Raw genomic sequence first — 1843 nt, forward strand, 5'->3', positions numbered from 1 at the left:
CCATGACACCCGAGTCGGGCACCAGGACGACGGTCGAATCCGGGGCGTGCCCACCACCGACGTGCCGTAGCGCCACACCGACGGGCAACTCGTCGCCGCGCCTTGCCGGATCGCCGCCCGGACTCCGCCTCGGCTCGACCGCCCTTATGAAGCAGGCCCTAGCCGGGCGTCGGCGGCGGCCAGTGCCTGCCCGTCGGCGACCTCCTCGGCGACCGTCGCCGCGTCCACCCAGTGCCGCCGCGCGTCGGCGTGCTCGCCCAGCGCCGCGCAGGCGTCACCCAGGTAGAGCAGGTTGCGCGCCAGCCCCGCCGTGGGCTGCGTCTCCTCGCGCAGCCGCCGGCTCTCGGCCAGCAGGTCGTACGCCACCCGCGCCTGCCCCGGCGAGCTGGTCAGCAGCGTCGCCCCGGCGTTGAGCAGGGCAGTCGCCCGGCTCGTCGGGTCGTTGACCGACTCGTACTCGCGCAGCGCCGCCCGCCACGCCTGCGCGGCGTCCAGGTGCTCGCCGAGACCCGCGTGCACCAGCACCAGGTTGGTCAACGCCGCCGCGTACCCCCGGGCGTCACCCACCGACCGGAAGGTGTTCGCCGCCCGCACCAGGTGGTGGTGTGCGCTGTCCAACTCACCCCGGGCGAGCTGCGCCGCGCCGAGACCGAGGTCGGTGAGGGCGTGCCCGGCCCGGTCCGCCCCGGAGCGGTGCCTCCGGGACATCTCCAGGTGCTCCACCGCGTCGTCCAACTGCCCCAGATCCAGCAGAGCCAGGCCGAGGTTCATCCGGGCCTGGGCGGTGCCCCCACGTCCGCGCTCGTTCACCGCGAGGGTGAGCGCGGCCGCCGCCCCGTGCGGATCGTGCCGACGCCGCCGCAGCACACCCAGCTCGTTGTGCGCCCACCCGGCGATCTCCGGTCGGTCGTCGGCGGTCGGGGTAGCCAGCACGGTGCGGCAGACCTGCTCCCACTCGTCGAGCCGCTCGGCGTACGCCAGCCACCCGCAGAGCGCCACGGCCAGCCGGAACCACCACCGGCGTACCCGTCGGGGCAGTGTCTCGGCCGCGCCGGACGGCACCCGCACCACCGCCAGCAGCAGCTCCTGGTGCAGGTCGAACCAGCCGTACGGGTCGTCGTCCAGAGGCAGTGACCACTCCCGGTCCGGCGGTGCGCCGAGCACCGCCAGGTTGGCGGCATGCCGTTCGGCCCGGCGGGCAAGGTGCCGGGTCAACCGGGCCTGCGCGGCGACCCGGGCCCGGACCGGATCGGCGTCGCGCAGGTGCAGCCGGGCGCTGTCGGCGAGCAGCGGGCGGATCTCGTACCGGTCGCCGGGCGCGCCGACAACGAACGCCGCGGCGGCCAACTGGTCGAGCAGCGCGGTCACCCGCTCGGGATGCCGGCCGGCCAGCGCGGCGATGGTCGGCCGGTCGACCGGGGCGGGGATCAGCGACATCACCCGGTACAACCGTCGAGCCTCGCGGCTCAACGACCGGTACGCGGTGTCCCGTTCGGTGATCAGACGTGCTGCTGGCGACACTGTGAGCCGTTGGTGTGGTGGTGTCTGCACCGCGCGGCGCAGCGCGTCCAGCACGTCGGCGTGTCGCCAGCCGTGCTGGGCGGTGCGATAACCGAGCGCGCGGACGGTGCGGGGCTGTCGGCCGCACAGGTCGACGATGTCGCGTACCGCCGGGTCGGTGCGTGGATCGGCACGGCGGACCCGGGCGGCGGGTGCGGCCCCGCCCGCGGTGGCGAACAACTCGACCGCCTCGGAGGTGCCCGGCTCGGCGATCCAGTGTGCGACCATGTTCCTCGGCGAGGTGGACGTGACCAGTCAGGTCGTGTCGTACCAGCGGCGGCGG

The 1843-nt window shown here is 74.9% G+C and carries 1 protein-coding gene; it reads right to left on the minus strand.

Going from position 1 to position 1843, the window contains the following annotated elements; all coding sequences use genetic code 11:
• Window positions 1-144: 144 nt before the first annotated feature.
• Entirely contained in the window at window positions 145-1740 is a 1596-nt protein-coding gene (locus ACWCO3_RS34355; RefSeq protein WP_450014158.1) for a hypothetical protein, read from the minus strand.
• Window positions 1741-1843: the final 103 nt, after the last annotated feature.

This window comes from Micromonospora sp. NPDC002411 (assembly GCF_053592955.1).